Annotated in this window: 20 protein-coding genes and 1 riboswitch; of the genes, 13 read left to right on the top strand and 7 right to left on the bottom strand. The window is 42.9% G+C overall.

Translation table 11 applies throughout. From position 1 onward, the window contains the following. Positions 1-89: 89 nt before the first annotated feature. Positions 90-587, bottom strand: a complete 498-nt coding sequence (locus PseudUWO311_RS06385) for a hypothetical protein (protein ID WP_142654365.1) — start codon at positions 585-587, stop codon at positions 90-92. A 493-nt stretch (positions 588-1,080) separates the two neighbouring features. On the opposite strand from PseudUWO311_RS06385, the gene PseudUWO311_RS06380 reads away from it, so the two are divergent. From PseudUWO311_RS06380 to PseudUWO311_RS06355, 6 genes are all read left to right on the top strand, one after another. Next, complete coding sequence (locus PseudUWO311_RS06380) at positions 1,081-1,626, top strand: NYN domain-containing protein (protein ID WP_142654364.1); 546 nt, start codon at positions 1,081-1,083, stop codon at positions 1,624-1,626. A 24-nt stretch (positions 1,627-1,650) separates the two neighbouring features. After that, positions 1,651-3,087, top strand: coding sequence for a mechanosensitive ion channel family protein (locus tag PseudUWO311_RS06375; protein WP_142654363.1), 1,437 nt, complete (start codon positions 1,651-1,653; stop codon positions 3,085-3,087). 550 nt (positions 3,088-3,637) lie between these two features. Continuing rightward, entirely contained in the window at positions 3,638-5,416 is a 1,779-nt protein-coding gene (locus PseudUWO311_RS06370; protein WP_142654362.1) for a VWA domain-containing protein, read from the top strand. A gap of 16 nt (positions 5,417-5,432) precedes the next feature. Further along, entirely contained in the window at positions 5,433-6,155 is a 723-nt protein-coding gene (locus PseudUWO311_RS06365; protein WP_142654361.1) for a hypothetical protein, read from the top strand. Between the two features lie 62 nt (positions 6,156-6,217). After that, positions 6,218-7,369, top strand: coding sequence for a substrate-binding domain-containing protein (locus PseudUWO311_RS06360; RefSeq protein ID WP_142654360.1), 1,152 nt, complete (start codon positions 6,218-6,220; stop codon positions 7,367-7,369). 475 nt (positions 7,370-7,844) lie between these two features. Next, on the top strand, positions 7,845-8,054 hold the full coding sequence (locus tag PseudUWO311_RS06355; protein ID WP_142654359.1) for a chlorophyll a/b-binding protein: 210 nt from the start codon (positions 7,845-7,847) through the stop codon (positions 8,052-8,054). A 262-nt stretch (positions 8,055-8,316) separates the two neighbouring features. Here PseudUWO311_RS06355 and PseudUWO311_RS06350 read toward each other — a convergent pair whose 3' ends face one another. Beyond that, positions 8,317-8,769, bottom strand: coding sequence for a MarR family winged helix-turn-helix transcriptional regulator (locus PseudUWO311_RS06350; protein WP_103667177.1), 453 nt, complete (start codon positions 8,767-8,769; stop codon positions 8,317-8,319). A gap of 80 nt (positions 8,770-8,849) precedes the next feature. On the opposite strand from PseudUWO311_RS06350, the gene PseudUWO311_RS06345 reads away from it, so the two are divergent. Beyond that, positions 8,850-9,548: a glutathione S-transferase family protein gene (locus PseudUWO311_RS06345; RefSeq protein ID WP_223807465.1), complete on the top strand. Its 699-nt coding sequence runs from the start codon at positions 8,850-8,852 to the stop codon at positions 9,546-9,548. A 73-nt stretch (positions 9,549-9,621) separates the two neighbouring features. On the opposite strand, the gene PseudUWO311_RS06340 is transcribed toward PseudUWO311_RS06345, so the two are convergent. Beyond that, complete coding sequence (locus tag PseudUWO311_RS06340) at positions 9,622-10,071, bottom strand: hypothetical protein (protein ID WP_142654358.1); 450 nt, start codon at positions 10,069-10,071, stop codon at positions 9,622-9,624. Positions 10,072-10,097: 26 nt separating this feature from the next. Then, a riboswitch (cobalamin riboswitch) is annotated at positions 10,098-10,246 on the bottom strand. 472 nt (positions 10,247-10,718) lie between these two features. Between PseudUWO311_RS06340 and PseudUWO311_RS06335 the strand changes: the two genes are divergently transcribed. From PseudUWO311_RS06335 to PseudUWO311_RS06315, 5 genes are all read left to right on the top strand, one after another. Next, entirely contained in the window at positions 10,719-12,011 is a 1,293-nt protein-coding gene (locus PseudUWO311_RS06335) for a P-loop NTPase fold protein (protein ID WP_142654357.1), read from the top strand. 11 nt (positions 12,012-12,022) lie between these two features. Next, positions 12,023-16,834 (top strand): WD40 repeat domain-containing protein, encoded by a 4,812-nt coding sequence (locus PseudUWO311_RS06330; RefSeq protein WP_142654356.1) that lies wholly within the window; start codon positions 12,023-12,025, stop codon positions 16,832-16,834. A gap of 403 nt (positions 16,835-17,237) precedes the next feature. After that, positions 17,238-17,465 (top strand): type II toxin-antitoxin system HicB family antitoxin, encoded by a 228-nt coding sequence (locus PseudUWO311_RS06325; RefSeq protein WP_142654355.1) that lies wholly within the window; start codon positions 17,238-17,240, stop codon positions 17,463-17,465. Further along, entirely contained in the window at positions 17,458-17,676 is a 219-nt protein-coding gene (locus PseudUWO311_RS24835; protein WP_142654354.1) for a type II toxin-antitoxin system HicA family toxin, read from the top strand. Before PseudUWO311_RS06325 ends, PseudUWO311_RS24835 begins: the two co-directional genes overlap by 8 nt. Positions 17,677-17,788: 112 nt before the next feature. Further along, on the top strand, positions 17,789-18,898 hold the full coding sequence (locus tag PseudUWO311_RS06315) for an S-(hydroxymethyl)glutathione dehydrogenase/class III alcohol dehydrogenase (RefSeq protein ID WP_142654353.1): 1,110 nt from the start codon (positions 17,789-17,791) through the stop codon (positions 18,896-18,898). Between the two features lie 42 nt (positions 18,899-18,940). On the opposite strand, the gene PseudUWO311_RS06310 is transcribed toward PseudUWO311_RS06315, so the two are convergent. From PseudUWO311_RS06310 to PseudUWO311_RS06295, 4 genes are all read right to left on the bottom strand, one after another. Further along, positions 18,941-19,903, bottom strand: coding sequence for a glycosyltransferase family 2 protein (locus PseudUWO311_RS06310; protein WP_142654352.1), 963 nt, complete (start codon positions 19,901-19,903; stop codon positions 18,941-18,943). Beyond that, positions 19,900-20,919: a radical SAM protein gene (locus tag PseudUWO311_RS06305; protein WP_142654351.1), complete on the bottom strand. Its 1,020-nt coding sequence runs from the start codon at positions 20,917-20,919 to the stop codon at positions 19,900-19,902. The genes PseudUWO311_RS06310 and PseudUWO311_RS06305 overlap by 4 nt, the downstream gene beginning before the upstream one ends. 203 nt (positions 20,920-21,122) lie before the next feature. After that, positions 21,123-21,503 carry a DUF5615 family PIN-like protein gene (locus PseudUWO311_RS06300; RefSeq protein ID WP_142654350.1) on the bottom strand — a complete coding sequence of 127 codons (381 nt, stop codon included), beginning with the start codon at positions 21,501-21,503 and terminating at the stop codon, positions 21,123-21,125. Beyond that, on the bottom strand, positions 21,500-21,742 hold the full coding sequence (locus PseudUWO311_RS06295; protein WP_142654349.1) for a DUF433 domain-containing protein: 243 nt from the start codon (positions 21,740-21,742) through the stop codon (positions 21,500-21,502). The genes PseudUWO311_RS06300 and PseudUWO311_RS06295 overlap by 4 nt, the downstream gene beginning before the upstream one ends. A 95-nt stretch (positions 21,743-21,837) precedes the next feature. Here PseudUWO311_RS06295 and PseudUWO311_RS06290 point away from each other — a divergent pair, with 95 nt between their 5' ends. Then, entirely contained in the window at positions 21,838-24,231 is a 2,394-nt protein-coding gene (locus PseudUWO311_RS06290) for a GUN4 domain-containing protein (RefSeq protein WP_142654348.1), read from the top strand. Positions 24,232-24,254 lie beyond the last annotated feature (23 nt).

Below are 24,254 nucleotides of genomic sequence, written 5' to 3'. Positions count from 1 at the left end.
ATGCAGAATGAAATTTAAATATCTTTAAATATCAATTCTGTCTTCTCCAAATTCTAAACACTAGAAGTCCACTCTATAGCTTATTTATACTAATCTTCTCCAAAGACTTTGGTATAGCCTACATAACCTATTAGGAGAACTATTGCCAAAATTATTAAAAATGAGTTAAAAGGCAAGTATGAGAAGAAATATAAATGAATCCTGCTAGAAATCCATGATAAAAATATGAATACCATTGACATTAACATCAAGCCTTGGATGAATTTAAAGGCTGGAATCCGACTAAGTGGCATCCGTTTTTTCGCAAGAATAATCGAGCAGATTACGTGATAAGGGGCAGATAAAAGCAACAAAATATCCGCTTCCTTGCCTAATTTTCCCCAGACTCCAGTATTGCTGGCATAGGCTATGTAACCAGCGAACACAATAGCTACAAATGCAGATATGCTCAAATTTACACTTAATACATAGGGTTCCTCTTTAGTCCCAGGAACAAATATGCAAATGTAGTAAGCTAGCCAAGGAGATAAAAATACTAATAAAAGAATAGGTATTTTATAGAGTGTTAGAAGGCTTTCTATGGTCATAAAATGCTCCCTGATTTAAAAATTCCTCTAACTTCTTATTGAGCAATCTCAGCAAAAAAAACTTTATACTACTTAGTCCGGCAAGATCAGCATAATTATGGATCTATTAGGCTAATAGCAACGAGATTAACTTTAAAATCACCTCATAGTTTAAAAGAATATCAAATTTGATAGTGATATAGCAATCCTAAATAATTTGAGAGAGTGCGACTCAAAGAGTTGCAATTTCTCAAACTATTTAATCTCATAAATGATTGAGGATATTCCCAACCAAGAATTAGTGATGCGGCGCTTCGCGCCGCCACTCATCTTTTGGGTTCTTGCATTGCTATACACCTAAAGTTAATGTGAGTTCGCTATCGCCATTTGAGTCATGATGACATTAAAGTTAGAGAGATTAAAACCATGTGGTATTTGATCGGTGACAAATGCAACATTTGTAAAGTCTAATGTCAGAATTGAAATAAGTAATTCTAACTAGCGGTCTAATACTATGTCTTCGGAACATCCACCAGTTATGTTGGTGGACGGCTATAACGTAATTGGGTTTTGGAAGCACTTGCAGGAAATTCGAGATCTGCAAGGGTTTGATATTGCCCGATCGCATTTAACCGAGACGATGGTGAACTTTAGTGCTTATCACGGCTATAAAACGACTTTAGTATTCGATGCTTATGTGCAGGCGACACCAGCTAAAGCCGAAAAAATAACCAAAAATCTAAGATTATATTTTACCGATCACAACGAAACGGCGGATACTTATATCGAGCGTCAATGTGGCAAGTATCGCCGTGATCCTCTAAGACATTTAAAACGCATTATTGTGGTGACATCCGATCGTGCTCAGCAGTTAACCGCAGTTGGGTTTGGGGCGGAGTGGCTATCAGCACCAGCGCTAGAACAGGAAGTGGAAGCTACGATGCGATCGGTTCAAAGTCGTCAAAAGAATCAAAAAGCGAATACGAATAATTTATTGGGAAATCGCATTGATAGTCAGACCAAAGCTCAATTAGCTAAGTGGCGCAATAGTTTGAATTAAGCTTCCCTATTTGGAAATCACAATATGCTGCAACCTAGTGCCAATCATTTATTTATTTCAGCGATCGCTTTAATTGTCGGATTAGCTCTATCAGTAATTATCCTTGGCGAAGTTATTTATCGCCTACAACATCGCCGCCGTCCTCTCGCAGCCACCTTACAAGTAGTGCGAAACTTGGTACTGCCAATGCTCGCGTTCATGCTGTTTATTCAGTATGTGTTGCAACGTCCTGCTGATGATGACATTGTTAAAAGTGTCCAAACTCTATTTTGGATTTGTGTACTGCACGCAGCCTTGTCGTTACTGAACGCGATCATTTTTGAGCAAGCAAAAGCTGATACTTGGCGGGCGCGAGTTCCTAAACTCTTAATTGATTTATTTCGTTTGTTTTTGGTACTTTTAGGAGTAGCGATCGTCCTTGCTAAGGTCTGGAATGCCGATCTCGCAGGATTGGTTACAGCTCTTGGAGTTAGCTCGATTGTGATTGGTTTAGCGCTCCAAGATACTCTCGGTAGTGTCATGTCAGGAATTGCGCTGATATTTGAGCGTCCTTTCTCAGTGGGCGATTGGTTGCAAGTCGGTGAATTGACGGGACAGGTGATAGACATCAATTGGCGAGCCGTGCGTTTGCAAACCTTTGAGCGCGAAATGGTGATTATTCCTCATAAACTTATAGGCAATGAAATTATTCGCAACTTTAGCCGCCCAATCCCTATTCATGCAGAACGGATTCGCCATGGATTCTCCTATAATGATCCGCCCAATTTAGCCAAACATGTTCTGTTGACTACGGCTCTAGAGACTGAAGGCATTTTAAAAGACCCAGAGCCAGAGATTTATACAATTTCCTACGATGACTTTGCGATTACCTACGAAGTAAAATTTTTTATCGATGACTACAGCAATATTGAAAGTATTCGCGATCGCTTTATGAGTCGTATCTGGTATGCCGCCCAACGCAATAGCCTAACAATTCCTTTTCCCATTCGGACTCTTTATCATTTTAATGGGCCGACGTTACAGGCGAAGGGCAATTCCAAAAAATTTACCGAGAGCCTGCAATCTGTTCCAGCCTTTGTGCCATTACAAAATCCTGACTCTGTAGCCGATGGGATTGATCTACAACATTATGGCGCGGGTGAGAAAGTAATCTGGCAAGGAGTCAGTAACAATGCGCTATATATTGTGATCGCTGGTACGGCGATCATGTCTGTTAGCGATCGCGAGCATATCGAACATGAGCTTTTAACAATCAAGACTGGCGAGTTTTTTGGTGAGATGACGCTTTTTTCTGGTGAGCATAGTCCGATATCAGTAACAGCGATCGAGGATTTAGAGGTGATGACTCTATCTGCAAATGCTGTTAATCAAATGATCGATCGCCAGCCTAGTTTTGCCCGTGAAATAAGCCAGATCTTAGAAACTCGCCGTCGTGTGGTAAATACAATTCAAAAATCGTGAACCCCAAAATTTATTGGTGGTGTATAACACCTCTTTGCATAGGCAAGGCAAAGCTTTAAATTGTCACGAAAAAGAAAGATAAAATGGCGTTACCATTTTATAGCCTTAGCCACTTTTATCAAGACAAATCAAAACCCAAATAGTGAGAGGCGGCGCGAAGCGCCGCCTCTCACTATTTGGGTTTTATGTCCTAACAAAAATGGCGACATCTGTATCTTTGAAAAACCTTACTGAATCTTTCTTATAACACTTTATATAGCAATGAAAGTTTTGCTTAGGACATAAAACCCAAAATCAAAGTGGCGGCGCTTCGCGCCGCCACTTTGATTTTGGGTTTTGATTTGTCCTAGCTATCTCTTTCATTGCTATATAAAGTGTCATAAAACATTTGTTAATAGTTATAAGCCACAACTATGTATAGTGAGATACATTTACAAACTTGGTTGAGTCGCTTAAAATTTTGATATTCAAATATCAGCTTTGATCGCTACATTTAGCTTTTCGTTTTGAGTTTGCTAACGTATCTATATTTTCTAGGTCAAACATATATATGCAAATAAAAAACTTTTCTAGTTTATTCCTAATTCCAAACTTCTCAAAGTTAAGTATTTCAATCTCAAATAGAAACATAGTTGTTGCAGCTCTATCTTCATCGGCATTACTATTAAGCTCGTGCGGTGAATTGAATAAGCTAACTAATCAATCGACAGGTACAAACACGGGGATTCCGATCAAGCTTTTATTTGGTAGCGCTCTTGGAGATTTTTGTCAGCAAGCGGCAGTTAAGTTTAATCAACAGAAGCCCAAACTCGATAATGGTCAGGAATTTTACATTGCCTGTGACGTTAAAGGCAGTGGTGATGTGGTGGCGGATGTGGTCGCCCAGTCACAACAGTTTAAGTCGGGGAAATTAGCCGCAGGTGCGCCTGAGTTACCTGCAATCATTTCGGTAGATGGGGAAATCTATCAGAATCAACTGATTTTTCAAATCAATCAAATTTTTCCAGGACAAAATTACATTCCTGCGATCGCTGATTCTCCCTTGATTGCCAGCAGTCCAATGGTGTTTATGACATCGCCAGAGGTGGCTCAGGGACTGAGTAAGCTGGATGCGCCATTCAAAACCTTTGTAAATGCCAATACGCTGAAGGATATCTCATCCACCGCAGGCGTGATTCCTTTTACCTATGTGCATACTGCGCCCACCCGTTCCAATTCAGGGCTGCAAAGCTTAGTTGCTCAATATGCGGAAGTTTCTGGCAAACGTCCTGAACAGTTGACGGCGGCTGATGTACAGACCTATCAAAGTCAAGTCAAACAGATTCAAAGCAAAGTTACTCGTTACGGAGTTTCTACAAACTCCCTCGCCAAGTCGATGGTTACAAATGGACAGTTTTGGGCAGCGATCGGTTCAGTGTATGAGTCTTCCGTAATTACTGCTAACTCCAGTTTGCAGGCAGGACAACCCCGCTATCAGGCGGTCTATCCTAAATCAACTTTCTCATCGAATATGCGGGCGATCGTGCCAAGTGCGCCTTGGATGGATGGCAACAAAAAAGCCGCCGCCCAGAAAGTCGTCACTTACTTGCAATCCAATGAGGCGCAACAAATTCTCACGGAGTTAGGCTTGCGCCCTGGTACTCCAGGGGTGGCTTTAGGAAAGAAGTTCACTGCGGATTTTGGGGTCGATCCGCAGGCTAAGTATGATTCCTATCGTCCGCCGCAGCCGCAAGTTGTGGAAGCGATGATCAAAAGTTGGCAGGAACAAGCGAAAAAGCCATCTTTGGTTGTGGTGGTAATTGATACTTCGGGATCGATGAAGGGGGCAAGAATTGCGGCGATGCAAAGTACATTGCAAGCCTATGTCAATAGCTTGACCACTAAAGATACGATCGCGATGATGGACTTTAATACGGTAATTAATCCGCCCGTTCTCATTGAAGGTACACCAGAGGGTAAAGCTAAGGGGCTGCAATATGTCGCTTCGCTCAAGGCCTCAGGTCAGACTAGGCTTTACGATGCGACTTTGGCGGGACGGAATTGGTTGCAGCAAAACCTGCGGAAGGATGGCATTAATGCGGTGCTAGTGCTTACCGATGGTGCAGATTCGGGTTCATCAATCCAAATCACACAATTGCTTGCAGAATTGAAGAAGAGTGGCTTTGAAACCGAGCAACGGATTTCTGTCTTTACGATTGGTTATGGTGATGAGAAGGAGTTTAACCCTAAAGCCTTGCAGGATATTGCCCAGCAAAATGCAGGTTATTACACCAAGGGAGAACCTGAAACGATCGCCAGACTTCTAGCCGACATCCAAGTGGAATTTTAATGGATTATCCTCAAGTATGAAACTAGCCAATCCTCTGTATTATCCTCTTGCCGTTGCTGCTGGCGGTGTTGTGTTGGTTCTCACTGTGCGCTTTGCTAATTTTCCGATCGCTTTAGCAATGCCAATTTCGGCAGCGATCGCCACTTCGGGTGCGATCTTTCTCAAGCGCAATGAACCTGAATCTCTAGGAATTGGCGATCCTGAACTGGAATTAGAGATTGTGACGGTTAAGCAGCAGGCGATCGCGCTGACCCAACAGGCGCAGGTACTAAGGGTCGAATCGGGCAAACTGCTCGCCGAAGCCGATCAGATGGATTTATTAGTTGCCGTGCAGTATGCCTGTGATCGAGCTTCCGAATTTCCTAGCAAAATTGATTTGCTTGTTCAAAAGTTAAAGGCAGGGAATGCGCTGTTATCAGTTCAGGATTTGGAACAGCAGTTAATGCAGGTCAAGCAAAAGCTACGGAACAGCACAGGTATTGCAGCAACGCAATTACAGACCCTTGCCGCAGGTTTACAGCGCAACATCGATCTTGTGCGGGGCGGGGAAAGTGCTAGGCAAGCGCAGGTGGCGAGTTTAGCTACTTTAATTGTGGATGCGTCTGGAGTATTGCAAGCCTTACAGAATAAATTGCGGGTGGTTAACCTGACAGATTTGCAGCAAACTGCCGAACTGCGATCTCTGACCGATGAGTTAAGTTGTTTTCAAGAAAACGCAGAATTGTTACTAGCCAAGTAATACGTTAGGGGCGGCGCGAAGCGCTGACCCTAACAAATAAAATTCAAATAAGGAAATTCAATATGTCAACTACTTTGAGCCAGAAGAACCTTCAATTTATTCCCCTCAGTCCTGCCCAAAAGCAAAAGAATCTATTCATTTCCTTGGGAATTAGTATTTTTTCTGTAGCTCTGGCGATCGCGCCGATTCCTGGACTCAGCCAAAAGATCGTTATTGTCACAGGTACAGAATTACAAGAACCATTGCAAGCATTACAGGAAAAATTTAAACAGACCCATCCTAATATTCAATTAGAACTAAAATTTCAAGGTTCTCAAGATATTGTCAATCGCTATATCGACAATAAAAATGACTTTACGCCGACAGTTCTCATTCCTGCCAATGCCGAAAGCTTAAAAGAACTGCAAACGCGCTGGCAATCACAAAATGGTGGCGATGCTTTTTATGAACAGCCTAAAGCGATCGCCAAAACCATGCTCGTGAGCATCTCATGGGCAGAGCGCGGCAAAGTGCTATTTCCCAATGGGCGTTTTGATTGGAATCGTCTGGAACGGGCGATGCAGGCAGGCAATTGGCAGGTGATCGGCGGCAATCCTAGCTGGGGCAGTTTTGACTTTGTGACCACCGATCCCACGCGATCCAACAGTGGACAGCTTACTCTGGCACTATGGGCGCAGTCCAAACTTGGCACAAGCCCCACTGCCACCAATCTCAATAGTCCTAACATCTCGACTCTATTTGGGTTGGTGAAGCGATCGGTTTATCAGCCGCCATCATCAACCGACACTTTGCTGAAGGAATTTATTACTAGGGGTGAAAACGATGCGGATGTCGGCATTGTTTATGAAAGTGTAGTGTTATATCGCTGGCAGCAATCCGCCACTACCCAAGGCAAACCCTACCAAATCTATTACTTCAGTCCCACAATTGAAACCGTTTCAACGGCAGCGATCGCCAAGCGTAACATTGATAATAGCCAAGCCGAAGCAGCACGTAAATTCATCGATTTTCTAGCTCAACCCGAACAACAGGCAGTATTTGTCCAATACGGATTTCGCCCTGTTGCTAACAATCTTGATTTAAAAACAGTTCCCAACAGTCCCTGGAATCAAAATATCCCAGGCGCAGAAGTCAAGCCCAATGTTGATGCGATCGCCTCTCCTAATAATGAAATTCTGTCAGAAATCAAACGCTTATGGGAACGAGCTAATTAAAACAGTAAATCTCATATCATTATTATAGATACTCCCTTCCCACCAAAGAAATAGACATATAAAACCAAGAAATAGCTAGGCGGGGCGAAGCCCCGCCTAGCTATTTCTTGACTGGGAAGGGAGTAGCGATTATAAATAGCGATTTTAAAATAATCGATCGCCAGCTTAGTTTTGCCCGTGAAATAAGCCAGATCTTAGAAACTCGCCGTCGTGTAGTAAATACAATTCAAAAATCTTGAATCCAAGAATCTATTGGCGGTGCAAAGCACCGCCAATAGATTCTTGGATTTTGACTTGACTACTTGCTTCCAAGCCAAGAATAAATGTTTCAGGGCAAAGCCCTGCAACATTTATTCTTGGCATACCTCTTTGTATAGGCAAAGTTGAGCTTCTAAGCATACCTTTAGCTAGATTCACACTTTGAAATATTTTGTTATATTTCTTTACATAAGGAATTCACACATAGGACAAAGCAATGAGCAACAGTTATAGAGTCGATGAGCGCGGTGTTCTCAACAATTTCGCAGTTGAGCCTAAGATGTATGTTGAAGAAACCCAAAAAGCTGGTTTTACACCTTACGCAGAATTGTTGAATGGAAGATTGGCGATGATTGGTTTTGTATCTTTGTTAATCCTTGAATTTTCTACGGGGCATGGGTTGATTTGGTGGCTTGCTAACGTATAAGCAATGACCGTTCCTAATCAAAATGTTTGAGATAAAGTAAAAACGATTATTCGACCCTACCTTTTGGTAGGGTTTTTTATTGCAAAAACCAAAAGAGAGTTGCGGCGCAAAGCGCCTCGACTCTCTTTTGGTTTTGAATTTATTACGAGTGAGTTTAGCCACACTTTCTGGAATTGGGATAAGTAGGTAAGCAAAATTAAATTAAAAACCTGAACATCTGTACCGCACGCGTAGCGTGCGGTACAGATGTTCAGGTTTTTAATTATGCTAATTTACTTAATAACCGATCGCAGATTTGCTGTAAGGTTCTCGCTTCATCATCTGAGATGTGGCTAGCAAAATACTCGGAAATCCCCTCCGCATAAACTATCCACATTTTTTGTTGCATTGCTAAACCTGATTCCGTTAAGACAGCATAAGTCCCCCGTCGATCATTGGGACAGGACTTGCGATAGAGAAAGCCTGCATTTTCAAGGCGATCAACAAGGCGGGTCAGATTGCTGCGACTTAATAGAACTTTTTCAGCTAACTCACTCAATCGCAAGGAGTAATCAGGAGCTTCTTTGAGTGTGAGCATTACGTCATACCATTCCAACGGCGGCAGCTCGGCTTGAGTGATTTTTTCGGCAATGCGATCAAGCAACTTGCTATGGACGGTCAAAAGCGATCGCCAAGCTAAATTTCGTAAAGGATCTAAGGCTAAATTAGTTGACATGTTAACAGTATGAGAAAAAATCATTGCAATTGCAATTAAATATGCTAAATTAATATTAGTTGCAATTGCAATTAATGCAAATGCAACTATATTCAAATATTAATAACACTCTTGCCATGTTGCCTAAACTCAAACTGATTAGCCATATTCTTTGTCCTTATGTACAGCGATCGCTAATCACTGTCATCGAAAAGCAAATACCTTGCGATCGTGAATATATTGACCTTGGCAATAAACCAGACTGGTTTCTTAAAATTTCGCCACTCGGCAAAGTTCCTCTTCTACTCGTTGATGGCGAAGTCCTATTTGAATCTGCTGTAATTTGTGAATATCTTGATGAAATCACCCCAGATTCTCTACATCCACTAGATCCTTTAACAAAAGCGAAACATCGCTCTTGGATTGAGTTTGGATCAAATCTACTTGCAAAAATTGCGGGATTCTATGCGGCTAAAGACCAAGAGACATTTGAAGCAAAGCGTTTGGATCTAATCGCAAATCTAGAAATTCTCGAAGCTCAATTAGATGCATCTCCATTTTTTGCTGGTGAAAAATTTTCATTGATCGATGCAGTCTATGCGCCCATCTTCCGTTACTTTGTCGCCTTTGATCGCTATCAAAATTTTGGCTTTAGTGATCGGACTCCCAAGATTAATGATTGGCGCGAAGCCTTGTTGGAAAGACCATCTGTGCAACAAGCAGTTTCTGAAAACTATTACGATTTATTAGATGAGTTTCTCAAAAAGAGAAATAGTTTTTTAAGCGCGTTGATGAATTAGTAAGGTGGGCAATACTCACCCTACTAATTCATTAACTCGCTTTTGCAAGGGCTGGGCTAAGGTGGGGTAAGTATTATCGAATGTATGTTTCCAAGGAAGGTTGAAACTCTTCCCAACGGCGGCTGACTTGCTCGTAACAGTCGGGCGGAAAGATTTTTAGATTTTGGAATAGATTTATTTCGAGATGCTGTTCCATTTTCATGAGCAGAACAAGTTCTTGGGCTGGGGCGTAGTTACCAACTGCATGTACAAGAACTGTGATCAAATCTTGGTCTAGGGAAAAAGCTTGAATCGATTTGACCAACTCTTGTTCGGCAATAAATTGCGCTTTAAATGGAGTAACCTCTAAACCCGTGTTGCTAGGGGCGATCGCACTGCGATCAATATCACAAACTACGACTCCGCGACCATGCTGCAAAAAGCCTTGCCATGCCGAATAGCCGATCATCATTAGGTTTGCGTGAATAAAGCTTTTTTGCCAATAGCCAAAATTGCCTTGCCAGTCGCTATCTTTTAACTTCATCTATTACCTCGTAGATGTAGATTTATGGATTTGAAATGAGCTTCGGTGGGCGTTCTGACTCTTTCTGCTTTTCAACAGAAAATCACAGTTGCGGGACAGCGTTGGATTTGCACCAATCTTTCCCCATTACTTTCAGTGACTGCTCCTCACTAAAACCGAAAGCTGAAGTCAAAGTATAACATTAGGACTTACATAGCCCTGCACTCAAGTGCGGGCTAAAAGCTCAAACCCGTTGAAACGGGTTAATTTAAACTATTCTGTAGTCCACTTCAGTGGACTTGAGCTTTGAGCCAAGAACTTGAGTTCTTGGTTTATTTGCGTAAGTCCTAACATCTATGGGGATTGGCGATTTTTCATAGGCTGGTTTAGACAAAAACACAAAATGGCTTTGTCATTTTGTACTTTTATAGCTATAGCCACCTGTATCAGGACAAATCAAAACCCAAATAGTGTGAGGCAGCGCGAAGCGCCGCCTCACACTATTTGGGTTTTATGTCCTAACAAGAATGGCGACAGCTATAAAACCCTTACTGGGTTTGGTTTTTAATTCACAAAAGTGTTAGCACACTTTCGTGAATTGGTATTGCATCCGCTATATTAGGATAGGCAGCACTTGATATGGCTCATCCTCATCCTAAAATCCGACTATGGATCTTGAACTTTCGCGATTTTATAAGGCTTGCAACCCGACGCATCCTCTTGATTCTAGTAATGAAGAGGATCGCAGCTATTATGTTGACCTCTCGACGGTGCGTGGGGAAAAGTTAATTGAGAGTTTATCTCGCAAGATTGTGCGGATTTCACCCGATGAGTCAACCTGTCAGTTATTTACTGGACATATCGGCTGCGGCAAATCGACGGAGCTTTTGCGGCTGAAGCATGAACTGACCGAGAAAAAATTTCATGTTGCGTATTTTGAATGTGATCGCCAGTTAGAACTGAGCGATGTTGATGCGAGTGATATTTTGTTAGCGATCGCAGGACAACTCAGTAATGGTTTAGAAAAGGAAGGGATTAATATCATCCCAGAATATTTCAAGAAATTATTTGGCGAGCTGAAGGATATTTTGCAAACCAAGCTCGATCTGAGCGCAAATTTTAAGCTGTCAGTAGGGATTGCCGAGATTACGGCTCAAGCAAAGAATAGCCCGTCCTTGCGTCGGCAAATGCGCGAAAGATTGGAATCACGAACCAATAGCATTATTAATTCGATTAATAAGGAGTTACTCGCTCCTGCGAAGGAAAAACTGAAAGCTAAGGGGCTGAATGGTTTAGTGGTGATTGTAGATAACCTCGATCGCATTGAAAATCGCATCGATCTGAAGGAGCAGTCAAGGGCTGGATATTTGTTTGTCGAACGAGGCGATCAATTGCGGGGGCTGGATTGCCATGTAGTTTACACAGTTCCATTGTTGCTGACTTTTTCTAATGATGCTGCGATCGTGACGAGTCGGTTTGGAACTGATATTAAGACTTTGCCGATGGTTCCTGCAAGGTTGCAGGATGGCAGTGAGTGCGAGGCAGGAATGGCGCTACTCAGACAAATTGTGATGGCGAGGGCATTCCCAAAAGTTAATTCCGTCCAACGGATTAATAGTGAATTTGTGAACAAAGTATTTGATTCTCCTAAAACTCTCGATCGCCTATGTCAAGCTAGTGGTGGTCACGTTCGTAATTTATTTCGATTACTGTATGGTTGTTTGGAGCAGGACGATCCACCGATTACGGCTAAGTTGGTCGAGAGCATCATCGCTAAGGAACGGAATAATAAAATCAAAACAATTACTGAAGATGAATGGGAACTAATTGCAAAAGTAAAACAGGATAAGAAGGTAAGAGGTGAGTCGGAGTATCAGACGCTGATCAAGAGCCAGTTTGTGTTTGAGTATGAATATCAAGGTGATAGTTGGTTTGATGTAAATCCAATTTTGGATGATTAGAGGAAAGTTTGATGAGCGATCGCACCGATATAATTGCAGAGAATAATCGCGATGCATTACGTCGATTGACGAGAATTGTGACGCGATCGCAGGGATTTTCATTGTCGATCGCTTTATGTAACTATCGCGTATTGCAGGAGCGCGTATTGCATGACTTGCGATCGCAATTAGCAGAAAATAATTTGCCAGAAGCTGCGATCGCCATACTTGAACTGAAACCTGACGCTAAGACTTTACTTGCACCAATTCAGGAATTGATGGGCGAGGTGCATCAATTGCCAACTGAGCAGAAGCCCAAGGTGTTAATGGTGTTGGGATTGGATGCAGTTACGGAAATCGAAGCGGTTTTGAAATCGGCAAATCGAGTACGAGAGGAATTTGCCAATTGTTTAGAATTTCCGATGGTGCTGTGGCTGAACGATCGCACTCAGGATATTCTGACTCGTGAAGCAAGCGATCTGGCTAATTGGACTACGGCGGGGGCGATCGCCTTTCAGCTTGAGGCGATGGAGCTAAGGTTGCTGGTGCAAGATTCCATAGAAGCGATATTTGATCGCTATTTACAATCTCAAGGTTTGGGGGATTGGAATGCGAGTTTACAACAGTTTGAACTAATTACGGCGATCGCAGAATTAGAGGGTCAAGCAATTGAGGTTAGCGATGAGTTAAGGGCAGGTTTAGACTTTGCATTTGGCTGTATGGCGATGAATGAGGGAGGGATCGAAAAGGCAAAAGCCTTATTTGAGAGAAGTTTAGCTTTTTGGCGACACTTAGGGAATCAGCTTAAACAGGCGACATGTCTATTGCAATTGGGAATGTGCGATCGCAGTTTGGCGATGCGTGAGCGCTACCAAAAGCAGCCTTTTTATGCAACTTCTCAGCAGTATTTAGCGGAAAGTATAGATATTTTTCGGAACCTGCAACGGGGGGAATTGATGGCTTTGTATATCAATTTCTTGACTGCGACATGGGAGGAGTTATTAGCCCTCAGCCCCAGTGGGGCTGAGGGATTAGAATCTCTCGTCAATGAAGCATTATCTCTCCATCAAATCTATCCCAATCTCCTGCGCGAATCCCACGATCGCGGGATTCTTGCGTCAGTGAAGTTGATGCAACAGGACTATCGGGCGGCAAAGGAATCGGCGGAATCGGCACTAGCGTTATATGCCCAAGGGGAAGTACTGCAATTGTCTAACCTTGCGCCTTCGCGGCGCTATGGCTATGCCAAATATGAGCTTTGGTTGGCACAAGCTTTGGAGGGATTGGGCGAGCGCCAAGGTGCGATCGCGAGATTAGAGGGTGTGCGCGATCGCTGGCTCCGTGAGCAACATCCCTATGACGCGCAGATCTATGTGTCGGTTTTGGAGGAGTTGCGATCGCTTTACACTGCGTCGGGGCTGTATTTGGAAGCTTTTGAAACTAAGCAACATCAGCGATCGGTGGAGCAACAGTATGGGCTAAGGGCTTTCATCGGTGCGGGGACTTTGAATCCAAAGCGGGAAAGAACTAATTTCGATATGTATGCGAATGTTGCGGAACAGTCCGACAAGATCGCACAAGAGATTGAGGCTTCGGGGCGGATGCTGGATGTGGAGAAGTTGGTCGATCGCATTGGTCAGGCGCGATATCCTTTGACGGTGATTCATGGCGATTCAGGGGCAGGGAAAAGTTCGATCCTTAGTGGTGGATTGGTTCCTGCGTTACGCACAAAGGGAACAATTGATGGGCGCAAGGTGTTAGTTTTTGCGATTAAAAATTACAAAGATTGGAGTGCAGAAGTTAAACACAAGTTACAAAAATATTTTGGCGATCGCCGTCCCGATCTCGACCCAATTCATCATTTTAAACGTAATATTGATGAGAATTATTTGACGGTATTGATATTCGATCAGTTTGAGGATTTCTTTTTTAAGAAAGAAGATTTTCGCGATCGCTTGCCATTTTACAAGTTCCTGAAGGCTTGTTTGCATACGGATTTTGTGCGGGTGGTGTTGTCGCTGCGGGAGGACTATCTGCATTATTTGTTGGAATGCGATCGGGCTGTGGATTTGGAAAAAGTGGAGAATGATATTCTCGGTAAGCAGGTGCGGTACTATTTGGGGGATTTTACGCAGGATCAGGCGCGACAGGTGATTGAGGCGTTGACTAGGCGATCGCAGTTACGTTTGGAGCCTGAGTTGATCGATCGCCTCGTGACGGATTTGAGTGGTGAGCAGTTGCGAATTTTGCCGATTGAGTTGCAGGTGGTGGGGGCGCAGTTGGAGTCGGAGGTTCCGCCGATCGCGAATCTGCGCGAGTATCTGGCATTGACGGGTGATATGCATCGTAAGCCGAGTGAGGTTTTGGTGGAGCGGTGGTTGGAGAATGTGGTGCGGGATTGTGGGGGGGGGAATAAGGAGTTGGCGGAGAGGGTGTTGTATGCGTTGACGGGGAATGAGGAGAAGCGTCCGCAAAAGACGCAAGCGGAGTTGGCGTTGGAGTTGTTGGGTGAGGTTTCTGGTAATGGTTTGGGGTTTCGATCCCCCCTACCCCCCTTGCAAAGGGGGGCTTTGGATACTTTAGGAAGTATAGATAACTCAGTCCCCCTTTCTAAGGGGGAAGCCGAAGGCAGGGGGATCGAACCTCTCAACGAAGCTGAAAATCTCTCGCTGGTGCTAGCTGTTCTCGTTGGTTCTGGGCTTGCTTTTCGGGTGAGTAGTTCGCCTGATGATCGCTTTCAGTTGATTCATGATTATTTGGTTAGCTTTATTCGCAAGAAGTATCGTGTTGAGATGATTATGATGGAGAAGTTTCTGGAAGAACGGAAGCGGCGGGAGTTGGCGGAACGAGAGAAGGATATCTATGCAGTGGCAAATCGCAAGGCGAAACAACGGATTTGGATCGCTTCGATTTTTTTGGGAATTGCTTCTGTGGCGGCTATAGTGATTGGCATTTATGCTGTTAAAACCTTTCAAGATTCACAGGAAGCTTTAGCAATTACTCAAATTGAAAAGCAAAGTGCTGAAGCAGAAAGACTTTTTAAAACCCAAGAATTTCAAGCATTGCTGCCTGCGGTGAGATCTGCAAAACTACTCAAAACACTTATTAAAGATTCGCAACAAATCGATCAATATCCTTCTGTGAGTCCTCTTAGTGTGTTGCAATTGATTTTGAGAGATGGACGAGAGCGATTGCAATTTCGAGCAAATAGCGTGGTATTTGCTCCCAATAGTAAAAGACTTGCAACTTGTGGCGGTGGAATCGTGAGGATTTGGGATTTAGATGGCAAAGAAATTACGAAATTACAAATACATCCACAGGATCTTTTGAGTGTGGTATTTTCTCCCAATGGCAAAAGACTTGCAACCCGCGGAAGTGACGGAATAATGCGGATTTGGGATTTAGATGGCAAAGAAATTGCGAAATTGCAAGAACAACCAGCTTATGGAAGTATGGTGTTTTCGCCCGACAGCAAAAGGCTTGCTGCTAATAGTGGTAAAGGAACTGCACTGATTTGGGATTTAGATGGCAAAGAGATTGTAAAACTAAAAGGACAATGGGATTTTGGGAGTGTGGCATTTTCTTTTGATGGCAAAAGACTTGCCACTAGTGACAGTGACGGAACAGTGCGAATTTGGGATTTAGAGGGCAAAGAAATTTCAAAACTGAAGGGACATCAAGTAGCTATTTCGAGCGTGGCATTTTCACCTGAAGGTAAAAGAATCGCCGCTAAAGGCAATGATGGAACACTGCAAATTTGGGATTTGGACAGCAAAGAGCAAGTAAAACTCAAGGGATATCAAGGGGCTGTTTTGAGTATGACATTTTCACCTAAAGGCGAGAGAATTGTAACTAGTAGCAGTGATGGGACAGCGCGAATTTGGGATTTAGATGGCAAAGAAATTTTACAACTGAAGGGACATCAAGGGTCGGTTTTGAGTGTCATATTTTCACCTGAAGGCAATAGACTCGCTACTAGTAGTAGTGACAGGACAGCACGAATTTGGGATTTAGATGGTAAAGAAATTGCAAAACTGAAGGGACATCAAGGATCTGTTTTAAGTATCATATTTTCACCTGAAGGCAATAGACTTGCTACTAGTAGCAGTGATGGGACAGCGCGAATTTGGGATTTAGATGGTAAAGAAATTGCAAAACTGAAGAGGTATCAAGGATACTTTTTGAACATGGTATTTTCTCCTGACAACCAAAAGATCTCGACCATCGGTAGTGACGGAATCACGAGGGTTTGGGATTTAGAAGGCAAAGAGCAAACACAACTGCGAATACAGCAAGAATCTATTTCAAAAGAGATAGTTTCTCCCGAGAATAAAAGAATTACAACCCGTGGTAGTAATGGAATCAGGATAGTTTGGGATTTAGAAGGTAAAGAGCAAACACAACTGCAAATACAGCAAAAATCTATTTCAAAAGAGATGGTTTCTCCCGAAAACAAAAGAATTACGACCCTTGGTAGTGACGGAACAGTACGAATTTTCGATTTAGAGGGAAATGAGATAGCGAAATTGCAAGCGCATCAAGGTGATGTTTTGAGTATGGTACTTTCTCCTGAAGGCAAAAGAATAGCAACTAGTGGCGGTGATGGAACTAATCGGATTTGGGATTTACAGGGTAGACAAATTGCTGAATATCAAGGTTATGGAATTATGCGAGAAGACTTCCAATTTATTGCCACAATTCCTATAGATAATCCTTCTATCGTCAAACTATGGCGCATCCAAACCCTAGACGAAATGCTAGATAGTGCCTGTGCGCGATTACGCCCCTATCTCATTACTAATCCCGATGTTTCTGAGAGCGATAGAAAACTTTGTGACAAGTAAAAAGGGAAAAGGAAAAAATTAGATTTCGGTTAAATTGTGAGGGGGCGAGATCTCCGACTTTTTCTGTGTAATTACAGATCACCTTTCTCCATCATCCAAAAAGTCGGAGATCTGTATCCTTCTCAGGCAAACTTAATCCGCAAATACTACGATCTCCGCTTTCAGCGATCGCTTGTCCCTGCGTTATCCTCCCCACCTTCAGCGATAAATCATCCCCACATTGCAAGGTTAATGGCAAAGCATTCCCAAAATAAAGCGCTCTTACAAATTGATAGATTACGGCGGGAATGCTTTGCCCCTACAGTTCTTTCTATTTGAAATTCCGTCACACACAAAATCGAAGATCTACGTCTTGTTAGACATCAGGATATAATAGCAATAAAATTAGATTAGGACTTTAATAATGAAACAACTCAAACAACTAACCTGCATTATTGAGCGAGAAGACAACGGCTATGTATCCCTTTGCCCACAGATAGATATCGCCAGCCAAGGCGACTCAGTAGAAGAAGCCAGAAAAAACCTGATCGAAGCGATCGAGCTATTCTTTGAAATGGCAAGCCCCCAAGAAATTCTAACAAGGATGTATTCAGAAATTTATGTGACGCAGATCGAGGTTGCCATTGGGTAAATTACGAGTCCTCTCTGCAAAACAAGTATGTCAAATCCTATCTGAGCATGGATTCACACAAGTTAGGCAACGAGGTAGTCATATCATCATGCAAAAGAAGATTGATGATTCTACAATTACAGTCCCAGTCCCTAACTATGCAGAGGTAAAAATTGGCACACTTCAATCGATCATTAGACAATCAGGATTATCAAGATCCATCTTTGAGTGAGTGTACAAACTAAAAGTCGCAGGTCTAGGCATTGGCGATCGCAGCTAAAAGGCGATCGCGATATAATTTCAAATACATCGTCAGCCATAAACTCAGGGACACAACAAGATTCATGGACGTAAAAGCCGCAGTCGCCTTCGCCGCAGGACACCCCCTCAAAATTGAGACAGTCCAACTAGATCACCCCAGAGCAGGAGAAGTCCTCGTCGAGATCAAAGCCACAGGAGTCTGTCACACCGACGCATTCACCCTCTCAGGCGATGACCCCGAAGGACTATTTCCCGCCATCCTCGGACATGAAGGCGCAGGTGTCGTCGTCGAAGTCGGCGCAGGTGTCACATCTCTCAAAGCAGGCGATCGCGTCATTCCTCTCTACACCCCCGAATGTCGCAACTGCTCCTACTGCCTCAGTGGTAAAACCAACCTCTGTCAAGCAATTCGCGTCACCCAAGGTCAAGGTTTAATGCCCGATGGAACCAGTCGCTTCTCCATTAATGGCGAAAAAATTCATCATTATATGGGAACCTCCACCTTTGCGAACTATACCGTTCTCCCTGAAATCGCCCTAGCCAAAATCCGCGATGATGCACCTTTCGAGAAGGTCTGCTACATCGGCTGCGGAGTCACCACTGGCATCGGCGCAGTCATTAACACCGCCAAAGTCGAAGTTGGTTCCAATGTCGTTATATTTGGGCTAGGAGGCATTGGCTTAAACGTGATCCAAGCATGTCGGATGGTCGGAGCAAACATGATCGTCGGCGTAGACATTAATCCCAAAAAACGCGCCCTCGCTGAAAAAATGGGCATGACCCATTTCGTGAATCCTTTAGAAGTAGAAGGCGATCTTGTTCCCTATCTTGTCGATCTCACTAAAGGTGGCGCAGACTACACCTTTGAATGCATCGGCAGAACCCAAACTATGCGCCAAGCTCTCGAATGCTGTCATAAAGGTTGGGGAGTGAGCGTAATTGTCGGTGTCGCAGGTGCAGGACAAGAAATTAGCACTCGTCCATTTCAATTAGTTACAGGTCGTGTCTGGAAAGGCACAGCCTTTGGTGGCGCAAAGGGACGTACAGATGTTCCTAAAATTGTCGATTGGTATATGGAAGGCAAAATCGATATCGATAGCTTGATTACAAATGTAATGCCGATTGAGGAAATCAATGAAGCATTTGCGATGATGCACAGAGGCGACGCAATTCGGACAGTGTTGACTTTCTAGTCCAAAAAAGAAGTTTTAAAAAATGCCGCTTCGCGGCATTTTTTAAAACTTCTTTTGATTAGTAGCAAGCTGAGGATTATAAGTGCCAGCAATAACCGCCAAGCCTTTATATAGATAAACACAAAGGATCATCGGGAAATACCACCAATATTTTAGAGACTGCCTTAACCAAGGCAAGATCGTAATTATGCTTGCCGCGATCGCAAAAACTGGTAGGAGCAAGACGAATAGAATAATTAACAGAAATCGAGCCAACTTATGATGCTGAAACTGAGGGAATCTTAGAATAAATGTATGCAGTCCCCAACGATACTGATGTGCCAGAAAATCAGCAAAACTTTGGCGATCGTAATGACTGATTTCTGGTTGAGGCGAGAACTTCAGCTTATATCCATTACGTCTGAGTCGTTGCACAAACTGTACATCTTCACCTGTTCTTAAATGAGCATCAAACAGCGGTATCTCTTGGCTTAACGCTTTCAGTTTTAAGCTCATATTTGTGGTCGGGATATGATAGAGCCCGTCAACATCTCGCAAAGGTGCATTAGGAATAGAAGTAAACCAAGACATCAAGTTATCTAAGTCTGCCCAAATTCCAGCACCGACTCCACGAACTGCGCCCCCAAATACGGCAACTTCAGGATATTGGGTATGAAGAGAACAATGAGTTTCCACAAAGCCTGTTGTCACCGAACAATCACTGTCAAGTAAGATGACAATCTCAACCCCCTGTTCGTCACACCATTGAATCGCTGTATTTCGCGCAGCACCAGCACCTAGATTCTCTATATGTTGGAGCAAATGTAAACGGCGATCGCTAAGAAAGTCAGTAAGATTGCGATCGTCTTTGCCTGAGACTTGAGAACCATCATCGACAACAACAATCAATGTTGTTACAGGAGCACTTGACAATACCGAAGTCAAACATCTAGCCAAAATATGACTGTTGTCTTTGTAAGGAATGACAATACAACATTTGGCATCAAACTGATTGGAAGCATTCATACAGTCGAACCCACAGCTAAATGGGGGAAATTAGCAGGATTGAAAAAGATACTATCGAACATAGCGCAGTTATGGGTACAGTGGCATTTTTTGGCTTTGATATCCTCTAGCTGCTGTTGCCATGCTGGGCTACTAGTAATCTCCTTCAGGGTCTGAGTCTGTAGACTCCCCACAGGATCTAGCATCTCGCAGGGAGATACTCTGCCATCTCCCCACACAACTTGATGCGCAAGTCCTGCTAAGCAGGGAATCACCTGTGTTTGTCGCTCAATTGTTTGTAATGAAGTCTTCCATAAATATCGATGATAGTTGCGAAGAATTCTTGCAGCGACTTTGTTTCTGCCGTAGTCGTAGGTTTCTAAAATCTCAAAAATTGCTGGCGCTAGTCTATGTAATTCTGCCATAGTTGGCAATCCTAGGGATGGATTCATCGGATCACCACGCAATAGAATAATCGAATGGAAATCTGGCTCATATTGGCGCACCACCTTCATGAGGTCAATGATTTCATGGGCATTCTCGGCATTTAAAACAGAATTAATCTTGACCGAGATTCCTCCTAGTGCCTTGATAGCTTCCAAAGTTTTCCATATCTGCTGCCAACTTCCTTTCTGGTGACGAATGCGATCGTGGGTTTCTTCTAGTCCATCGACGCTCAACGAAATCGTAATTTCGGCTTTGGTAAGTTGCTTTAGTTTCTGAAGCTGATCTACCATGCGATCGCATAGCGAACCATTAGACGGAATTTGCACAACCTTGAAGTCAAAAGCGGCAATTATTTCGGCAAGATCAAGTCTTAAGAAAGGCTCACCACCTGCAATATCTAACCAAAAAAGTTTTCCTACTTGCTTTGCTAAGTCTTGATACTGAGCAAGTGCCATATCTCGTTTGGGAGAGAAATCAATAAAGCAATGATCGCAACGAAAATTACAATTGTTGGTGACATGCAAAATCAAGTGCTGTAAGTTTTGCTTTGTCAAATACTCCGCCAAACTAGAGGCAAAATCAATAATCATAGTTTTTCTGATTTATTTATTACTCATGTTACATGGAACTCAGTTGAGAGATCGCGCTGTAAATATGGCGATATGCGATCGCTAATGATTGGAGAAACTTAGTTTACGGAAAATAACGATAAACTTCCTTCCGATCTATTTTATCGGTTTATCATGCGTGAAATGCGATCGCAGAAAACACCATGACTCAAAAAAGTTTGGGTTCAATCATCGGCAATGACAGATTTTCTGATTCTAAATTTGTTTTTGTCTACGATTACAGTTGCACCAACTATTTCTGAAATATTAACAAGATCAATAAATTGTTCTACTACTTGGCGAATTTCCATCGCAATTGCTTCAAATGGAAATCGTAAGATAATCAAGCCACAATGGGAATTTGGTGGATAGTTTTTGATGTTTGCCCAACCAAGATCTCGGCTTATGATGATTCGCTGTTGTTCTTGAGCAAATATAAATAATTCAGGATCTTTTGTGCCGCTCAACCCAGAAGTCTTCACATGAATGGTGTCATAACCTCTGCTATTGAGTAACTTCTCTAAGCTCAATGGGCAATCCTCATCAACCAGAAATCTTACCTTCAACTAGCTTGCTCCATTGGATAGATTGTTTCCTGATTTAGGAGTTCGGCAAAATATGCCAATGATGCAAGGATTTGTTGCTGTGTAACTGCATATTCTTGGATAACTTCTTCATAGGTCATTCCTCCTGCAAGGGAGCCAATGATAATTGCTACGGGGATTCTTGTTCCTTTGAGTACTGGTTTACCGTGCTGAATTTCGGCATTGATGGTAATTGCCTTATTTAAGGTGTTGGGTTTCATTTTTTACTCCTTAATATCTAGCGATCGCATTTTAACGATCATACCAATTTATTTTATCGGTTTATAATGCGTGAAATGCGATCGCCCCAAACACCATGAGTCAAGAGCCAGAAAAGCAACCTAATTCTAGTCCTGAAAAGAGATTTGTCCAGCGATCGCTTGCTGCCGTTGCCCGATGGTCGCCTTTAGGAGGATCGAGCTTTGCATTTGCGTCTTTTTTACTCAAACAAGAATGGGTAACGGCTTTAGCTTTATTTCCAGTTACGGCGGTATCGGGGGTATGGGCTGCCTATAGCAAAAATTTTACAGAGCGATTAAGTGAGATTTATGGTGAGCGTGGGAAAAAAGATGCTGAAGGTTTTGTTGAAAACATAGATCAAGCTAACCAATTTTTGACCGAAAAGTTAAATTGGCAAGCGCTTGGTTTTACAGAGAAATATCTTAAATGCCAGATGTGGGACTGTCATGAAGATTATGCGGTGGGGGTGAGGGAAGATGAAAATTTGCCTGTGAATAATCCTTTGTTGCGTGAGGTGTTTGTGCCTTTGGAATTATCTTCTGATTCTATTGTGGCGGGTTATGAGTTTAGAAATCGCGGTGAAGATTGTCCGCAGATGCAGATTTGGGAATTGCTGGAACGGGTAAAGCAGGATAATCGGTTGCGTCAGATAGCGATTAGGGCTTGGGGTGGCTATGGCAAATCAACTTTGTTAAAGCATCTTACTTACATCTACAGCACTGGTGAATATAACAAGGGGGACTTTCGTAAATATAAGGTTCCTAAGTTTGTGCCATTTCTGCTCTATCTAGCAGGATTCTGGAAAGAGATCACCAAAGAGAATCCGCCAGATTTACTTGAATTGTTGACCACTTTTCACATTGGGCGGTTATCCAAGATTAAAGAATTAGAAACGGTTCCACCAAATTGGGCGCTAAATTTGCTGCGGCGCGGTGATGCTTTGGTTATGTTTGATGGTTTTGATGAAGTTCCACCTATGCAGAGAGCAAAGGTGAGTGAGTGGCTGAGTGCGGAGATGCAGAAATATCGTGAGGCGGTTTTTATTGTGACTTCCCGCCCGACTGCTTTTCGAGAGGACTATGTAGCACGGAAACCAACGGCGAGTTTTTGGATTCAGGATTTTAATCAGGAACAGCGTAAGCAGTTTGTGGAGCAGTGGTATTTTTGCCAAGAGCGCTATGCGAGGGGTGGACGGAATACTCCTGATGTGGAGGCGAAGGCGAAGGAGAGAGCAGCGTCTCTATTAGTTCAGATTCAGGCGCGTCCAGAGTTGAATGATATTGCGGGGAATGTTTTGCTACTGAATATGATGGCGCGATTTCATCGGGACAATAAGATGGGGGCGGAGTTGCCACAGCGTAAGGTAGAGCTATATCAAGAGATTTGTGAGTTGCAGTTGGGGCGGCGACCAAGTGCTAGGGGAATTGCTTTAGTTTTAAATTCCATTAGTCAGCGTCAGGAAGTATTGCAATTTGTAGCATTGGAAATGATGTTCGGGGCGGCAGAAATGTTTATGGATGACAAATTAGCTATAGATAGCGAGGATCGTGAAGGATTTAAGCAAATTCCACAATATGATTTATTGGAATACATCAGAATAGCTTTAGCCAATATTGACCCTGATGTAGATGCTCGGGAGTTTTTATCCCAAATGGAACAGGTGAGCGAACTGTTAGTAAAGAGAGATGGAAATATCTATCAGTTTTCTCACTTGAGCTTTCAGGAATTTCTAGCGGCGGCAGAAATTGTACGTTTAAAAGAAGAAGGAGAAAGGTTAATTTTTAAATGTTTGGGTGTCAGTGCATGGAAGGATTTGATCTTGTTTTATTCTGCACTGGTTAATCCTACTAAACTAATCCAAGAAGCTCTCAATCAAAATCATAACGATCTCGCCTATCTCATCTATAAACAGTCTGAGAAGCGCTTAAATTTATCAATTGCCGAACAGAAAGCATTAGAAGGCGTTAAGCAATCTGTCACCAATTCGCGCTACCAGCAATTAGAAGAGCATCTCAAAAATAAGCAATGGTATGAGGCGGATCAGGAAACATATTGCTTGGTGATTACGGCGGTAGGTAAAGAGGATGGGGAATGGTTTAGTGAGGAAGATTTAAAAGATTTCCCCTGTGATGAGTTATTGGCAATTGATAATCTATGGGTAAAGCATAGTAATGGACTTTATGGCTTTAGTGTCCAGAAGCAAATTTATGAGGAATGTGGTGGTAAGCTTGATTTTAGTTATCCAAGTTCTGAGACATGGGATAAATTTTGCGATTGCACAGCATGGAAAAGCGATGGTAAGTGGGTGTCCCGTCCTCAACCATTTTTTAAGAATAATTTTATGTGTGTGAAGGGACATCTCCCAACATGGTTTCCTACGGGTGGGGGAGAGTGGGATGGGGATAGTACCTCTTTTCTTGCATCAAGATTTGTGAAATGTAAACCCGACAAGCTTTCACACTTCTATTAAGATTTATGAACTGACAATTACCT

Source organism: Pseudanabaena sp. UWO311, assembly GCF_006937785.1.
In the GTDB taxonomy this organism is placed as follows: Bacteria; Cyanobacteriota; Cyanobacteriia; order Pseudanabaenales; family Pseudanabaenaceae; genus Pseudanabaena.
The sequence above is the reverse complement of the archived record's forward strand: the minus strand, read 5'-3'. Positions and strand labels throughout refer to the sequence as shown.